1 protein-coding gene is annotated in these 229 nt (G+C 50.2%); it reads left to right on the top strand.

Features of this window, described 5'->3' with window-relative positions; all coding sequences use genetic code 11:
- A partial coding sequence (locus SB816_RS35530; RefSeq protein ID WP_410548687.1) for a hypothetical protein occupies positions 1-229 on the top strand: 229 nt, incomplete at both ends.

The following is a 229-nucleotide window of genomic DNA, read 5'->3' as shown; positions in this document are numbered from 1 at the left end:
AGCGAAATCTATGACTTCGGCGACTTGAAGGAATATGCCGCGGCCGACCGAGAAAGCGGGTCGGAAACATTTAAGTTCTACGCGCAGATTTCGAACAACCGCGATCAAGCCAATACGATCTACCTAGTGGACGAGGCATCCCTTCTTTCGGACTCCTACTCAGAAAGCGAATTCTTCCGGTCAGGTACAGGTTACCTGCTGCATGATCTCATAAAGTTTGTCGGCTTCG

Source organism: Achromobacter sp. SIMBA_011, from assembly GCF_046535435.1.
Taxonomy (GTDB): Bacteria; Pseudomonadota; Gammaproteobacteria; order Burkholderiales; family Burkholderiaceae_B; genus Achromobacter; species Achromobacter dolens.
This window is presented reverse-complemented; position numbering and strand designations above follow the sequence as displayed.